We start from the raw sequence: 4,754 nt of genomic DNA, 5'->3' as shown, positions 1-4,754 counted from the left end.
GCCCGCCCACGCTCGCCGCCGTGGCCCGCCGTGAGCTGAAGGATCCGCGCGCCGTGGCCCTCCTGGAGAGCCAGGCGCTGGCGCACGGCCTCGACCCGCGCTCCGCCCCCGCCGCGGCCACCGTGCTGCCCTATATCGAGCAGACGTTCGGCACCTGGTACGTCCGCGGGGGTATGCGGGCGCTCGCCGATGCCCTCCATGAGCGCTGCCGTCAGCGGAAGGTCGAGTTCCACTTCGACGCCGAGGTCACCGGCATCGTGGAGAAGGACGGCCGTGCGGCGGGCGTGGAGCTGGCCGACGGCACCGTAGCGGAGGCCGACGCGGTGGTCTCCGGCATCGACCCCGTCCTGCTGCCCCCGCTGCTCGGCGGGCAGGCGCCCTGGCGGGAGGGGGACGTGCGGCCGGAGCCGGGCGCGGGCGGCGGCACGCCGGGGCGGCTGACCGTTCTTCTGGCGCTGCGCGGCGCCCGCCCCGAGGACACCACGCACCGCACCGTGGTCCACGCCCCGGACCGGGAGGCGGAGTTGGCCGCCGTCTTCGGCGACGGCCACGGGCTCCGCGAGCCCTGCCCCCACCCCACGGTGACCGTGCTGCGCCCGGACGACCCCACGGTGCGCCCGGACGAGGAGCACGAGGCCGTCACCCTTACCGCCGTCGTGGCCCCGCACGGCCCGGTGGACTGGACGGACGGCATGGCGGCGGAGCGGGCCGCCCAGCGGCTGATCACGGCCGCCGAGGCCGCGATACCGGGGCTGCGGGGCCGGACGCTGTGGCACGAGGTCCGCACCCCCGCCGGCACCCAGGCGGAGACGGGCGCCAGGGGTGGCGCCGTGCCGGGCCCGGTGCTCGCCGGGGCGGACGGCGCGTTTCTGCGGCCCGCCAATGTCACCCGGCTCCCGGGCCTGTATCTGGCGGGCGGCTGGGCCCATCCGGGTGGCGGGCTCGCCCACGCCGGGATGTCGGGCGCGCTGGTGGCCGGGCTGATCGTCGAGGGCGAGGACTGGCGCGGCTCCCAGTAGAGCGGCTCCCAGGGCTCCCACAAGTCCCAGCGCTCCCACAAGTCCCAGCGCTCGCAGAAGTCCCAGCGCTCGCAGAAGTCCCAGAGCTCCCAGAGCTCCTGGGAAACAGGTGAGCCCGCTCCCGGGGAGCGGGCTCACCTGGCAGCGGGCTCTGTGGCGGTGCCGGGCTCAGTAGCGGTACTGCTCGTCGAAGCCCTGGGGGTAGCCCTGGCCCTGGGCCTGGCCCTGTTGCTGCTGCTGGTACGGGTACCCCTGTTGGTCGGCCGGGGGCGCGGCGTCGCCTTCGCGCTGCTGCGGCACCCAGGGGCCGCCGGACTGCATCACGTCGTACGCCGGGTCCGGCGAGGGGTAGGAGGCATCGGCCGCCCAGTGGTCGCCGCCGTGGGCCCCGGCCCCGCCGTACGGATCCTGCTGGCCGTAGGCCGCGTACTGGTCGGCGTACTGCTGCTGGCCGTAAGCCTGCTGGTCGTATCCCTGCTGCTCATAGGACTGGGCCTGAGGCTGGGGCTGGGGCTGGGCGCCGCCGTACGGGTCCTGGCCGTAGGCCGCGTACGCCTCGTTCCCGTAGCCGTACTGCCCGCCGTGCCCGCCCTGGCCCATCTGGTCCGCGTAGACGTCCTGGCCGTAGTTCTGGCCGTGCCCCTGGCTGTGGTCCTGGCCGTGCCCCTGGCTGTTGCCCTGCTGCGAGCCGTAGCCGCCGTACGTCTCGTACGCGCTGTAGCCACCGGCCGCCTCGCCGCTGTACGCGCCCGCGGCCGGGGTGAAGGCCGACGGCTCCTCGTAGACGCCGTACTCGCCGGTGTCGTCGGGCAGCGGCTGCGGCTGGTACGTGGGCGGCTCCGGCTGCGCCGCCGGGACCGCCTCCAGGTCGGACACCTCGAGGATCGGCTCCTTGTCCGAGTCGTCCGGCCGGGGGCCGCGCTCCTCGCGGCCGAGCAGCCCGGGCAGCCCGCCGCTCAGCGCCCAGCCCGCGGCGAAGCCGCGCCGGAAGGAGAGCGTCACATACGTCTGGCCTATGGCGAAGGCGATCGCCCCCACCCCGATCACCGGAACCGACGGGATCAGCACGCCGACGACCACGCCCAGAAAGCCGACGAAGGCCAGCAGCCGCCAGCGCAGCCGCGCCTTGTACTGGAGGAGGACCTCCCCCAGCAGCCACAGCGCGACGACGCCGAATGCGATGTAGAGGACCGTCCAGCCCATGCCCGCCCCTCTCAATGCGGCCGCCCGTCGGCTGCCGTCATCAGGATCAGGACCGCTGATGCAGTCCCAGATTCTCGTAGATTTCCAGCGTCGCCGGGGAGTGGTTCAGGGTGATGAAGTGCAGCCCGGGGATCTCCTCGGCCATCAACCGCGCGCACACCTCTGTGGCGTAGTCGATTCCGATCGAGCGTACAGCCGCCGGGTCGTCTTTCACCGCCAGGATCCGTTCAGCCAGTTCGGGCGGGAACGCGGCATTGCTGAGCTGCGCGAACCGCTCGATCTGCTTGACGTTCGTGACGGGCATGATCTCAGGGATGATCGGAGTCGTACAGCCCGCTGCCGCGACCCGGTCGCGCAGCCGCAGATAGTCCTCGGGGTAGAAGAACATCTGCGTGATGGCGAAGTCGGCGCCCGCGCGGCACTTGTCGATGAAGTGACGGATGTCGGTGTCCCAGTCCGTCGAGCGGGGGTGCATCTCGGGGAACGCGGCCACGCCGACGCAGAAGTCCCCGGACTCCTTGATCAACTGGACCAGCTCGACGGCGTAGTCAAGGCCGTCGGGGTGCCGGACCCACTCCCCCGTGGGGTCGCCGGGCGGGTCGCCGCGCAGGGCCAGCATGTTCCGGATCCCGGCGTCGGCGTATTGCCCGATGATGTTGCGCAACTCGGCCCGGGAGTGGTTGACGGCGGTCAGATGGGCGACGGGGGTGAGCGTGGTGTCCGTCGCGATGCGCTCGGTGACGCGCACGGTGCCCTCGCGGGAGGAACCGCCGGCTCCGTAGGTCACGGAGACGAAGGTGGGCGAGACTGCTTCCAGCCTGCGGATGGCGTTCCACAGCGTCTGCTCGCCCTTCGCCGTCTTGGGGGCGAAGAACTCGAAGGAATACGACTGCTCGCCCGATGCGAGCAGATCGCGCACGGTCCGGGCGCGATCGGTCCTGGTGGAAGCGGTGCCTAGGGCCATACGTGCAGGCTATCCACCCGGCTCGGCTACGCCCACCCGACCTCGGAGATTTGGGGGTTTTGCCAGCTTTCTGTCCGCAGTGCGGACAGCTCGGCGCGCCCTCGACCGGCGGACGAGCCGAGCCGGATGAAAACCGGGTGAAAGCCCGGTGACAAACGGGGTGACAAGCCCGGTGACGGGCCGCGCGGCAAACCGGGCGACAAGCCGGGGCCGGGCGGCGGTCAGGCCGCGCGCACCCGCTTGGCCAGCTCCGCCGTCGCCGCCGCCGGGTCCTCGGCGGCCGTGATGGCCCGGACCACGACGATGCGGCGGGCGCCCGCCTCCAGGACCCGATCCAGGTTGGAGGCGTCGATTCCGCCGATGGCGAACCACGGCCGCCCGGTGCCCAGCGCGGCGGCGTGGCGCACCAGGGACAGCCCCGGGGCGGGGCGGCCCGGCTTGGTGGGGGTGGGCCAGCAGGGGCCGGTGCAGAAGTAGTCCACACCGGGCTGGACGGCCGCCGCGTCCACCTCCGCCTCCGCATGGGTGGAGCGCCCGATCAGCACATCCGCGCCGAGGATCGCGCGCGCCGCGGGCACCGGCAGATCGCCCTGGCCCAGATGGAGCACATCCGAGCCGATGGCATGCGCGACATCGGCCCGGTCGTTGACGGCCAGCAGCTTTCCGTGGCGGCGGCAGGCGTCCGCGAAGACCTGGAGGTGCTCCAGCTCCTCGGCCGCCTCCATCTCCTTGTCCCGCAACTGGACGATGTCCACCCCCGCCGCCAGGACGGCGTCCAGGAACTCCGGCAGGTCGCCCTGGCGCTTCCGTGCGTCGGTGCACAGATAGAGGCGGGCGTCGGCCAGTTGCTCATGCGCGGTGGCGGTGGTGGACATGGTTCGGTACCCCCGGAGGGTCGGCGGCATACGGGCCGTGCGCGGAGCCCGGCCCGTACGCCGTATGCGACAACATGCGATGACGTGCGGCTGCATGCGGTTGCATGCGGTTGCATGCGGTGAGATGCGACAACGGCGGCGGAAACGCGAGAGCGACCAGCCCTGGACACGCCCCGTACGGGCTCTGTACGAGGCCCGTACGGAAGGCGGCGGAAGGCTGGGCGGAAGCCGCGTCAGACGGCGAGCGCCTGCGCGCGCCGCTTCACTTCCGTACCGCGATTCTCGCCCAGGGCCCGTGCCGGGGTGCCGGGCAGGCTCGGGTCGGGGGTGAAGAGCCACTCCAGCATCTCTTCGTCGCTGAAGCCGTCGTCCTTCAACAGCGTCAAGGTCCCCACGAGGCCCTTGACGACCTTTCCGTCGGCGATGAACTCCTCGGGCACCTGAAGCACCCTGTTCTCCCCACGGCGCACCGCGATGAGCTGGCCCTCCTTGACCAACTGCCGGACGCGCGTCACCTCGACCCCGAGTCGCTCGGCGACGTCGGGGAGGGTGAGCCAGGCGGGGACGAGAGCATCGATCTTTGCGTCAATCTCGGTCACGGAACAAGCCTGCCATCTGGGACTGACAGTGGGTAGCCGGGCGCCCGCCGCGCGGGCCGCCCGGCCCGTCCCGGACGCCCCGCCCAGCGGCCGG

At 72.5% G+C, this 4,754-nt stretch carries 5 protein-coding genes; 1 reads left to right on the top strand and 4 read right to left on the bottom strand.

Annotated features, from left to right (window positions below; genetic code table 11):
- The coding region (locus tag KN815_RS46700) for a phytoene desaturase family protein (RefSeq protein WP_216347852.1) at positions 1 to 1,019 on the top strand (1,019 nt) is incomplete at its 5' end.
- A gap of 168 nt (positions 1,020 to 1,187) precedes the next feature.
- On the opposite strand, the gene KN815_RS46695 is transcribed toward KN815_RS46700, so the two are convergent.
- The 4 genes from KN815_RS46695 to KN815_RS46680 form a co-directional block, all read right to left on the bottom strand.
- Entirely contained in the window at positions 1,188 to 2,222 is a 1,035-nt protein-coding gene (locus KN815_RS46695) for a hypothetical protein (RefSeq protein WP_216347851.1), read from the bottom strand.
- A gap of 46 nt (positions 2,223 to 2,268) precedes the next feature.
- A complete protein-coding gene (metF, locus tag KN815_RS46690; protein WP_216347850.1) occupies positions 2,269 to 3,186 on the bottom strand; it encodes a methylenetetrahydrofolate reductase [NAD(P)H] in 918 nt (305 codons plus the stop codon).
- 221 nt (positions 3,187 to 3,407) lie between these two features.
- Positions 3,408 to 4,061: a thiamine phosphate synthase gene (gene thiE / locus KN815_RS46685; protein ID WP_216347849.1), complete on the bottom strand. Its 654-nt coding sequence runs from the start codon at positions 4,059 to 4,061 to the stop codon at positions 3,408 to 3,410.
- 233 nt (positions 4,062 to 4,294) lie between these two features.
- Positions 4,295 to 4,660, bottom strand: coding sequence for an Rv2175c family DNA-binding protein (locus tag KN815_RS46680; protein ID WP_014060030.1), 366 nt, complete (start codon positions 4,658 to 4,660; stop codon positions 4,295 to 4,297).
- Between the last annotated feature and the right edge of the window lie 94 nt (positions 4,661 to 4,754).

Origin of the sequence: Streptomyces niphimycinicus (assembly GCF_018883605.1) — a bacterium.
GTDB lineage: Bacteria > Actinomycetota > Actinomycetes > Streptomycetales > Streptomycetaceae > Streptomyces > Streptomyces niphimycinicus.
This window is presented reverse-complemented; position numbering and strand designations above follow the sequence as displayed.

What these genes read in the sequence shown, in the direction of transcription:
- KN815_RS46695 (WP_216347851.1), bottom strand. Translation starts at nt 2,222, where the DNA reads ATGGGCTGGACGGTCCTCTACATCGCATTCGGCGTCGTCGCGCTGTGG.
- metF (WP_216347850.1), bottom strand. Translation starts at nt 3,186, where the DNA reads ATGGCCCTAGGCACCGCTTCCACCAGGACCGATCGCGCCCGGACCGTG.
- thiE (WP_216347849.1), bottom strand. Translation starts at nt 4,061, where the DNA reads ATGTCCACCACCGCCACCGCGCATGAGCAACTGGCCGACGCCCGCCTC.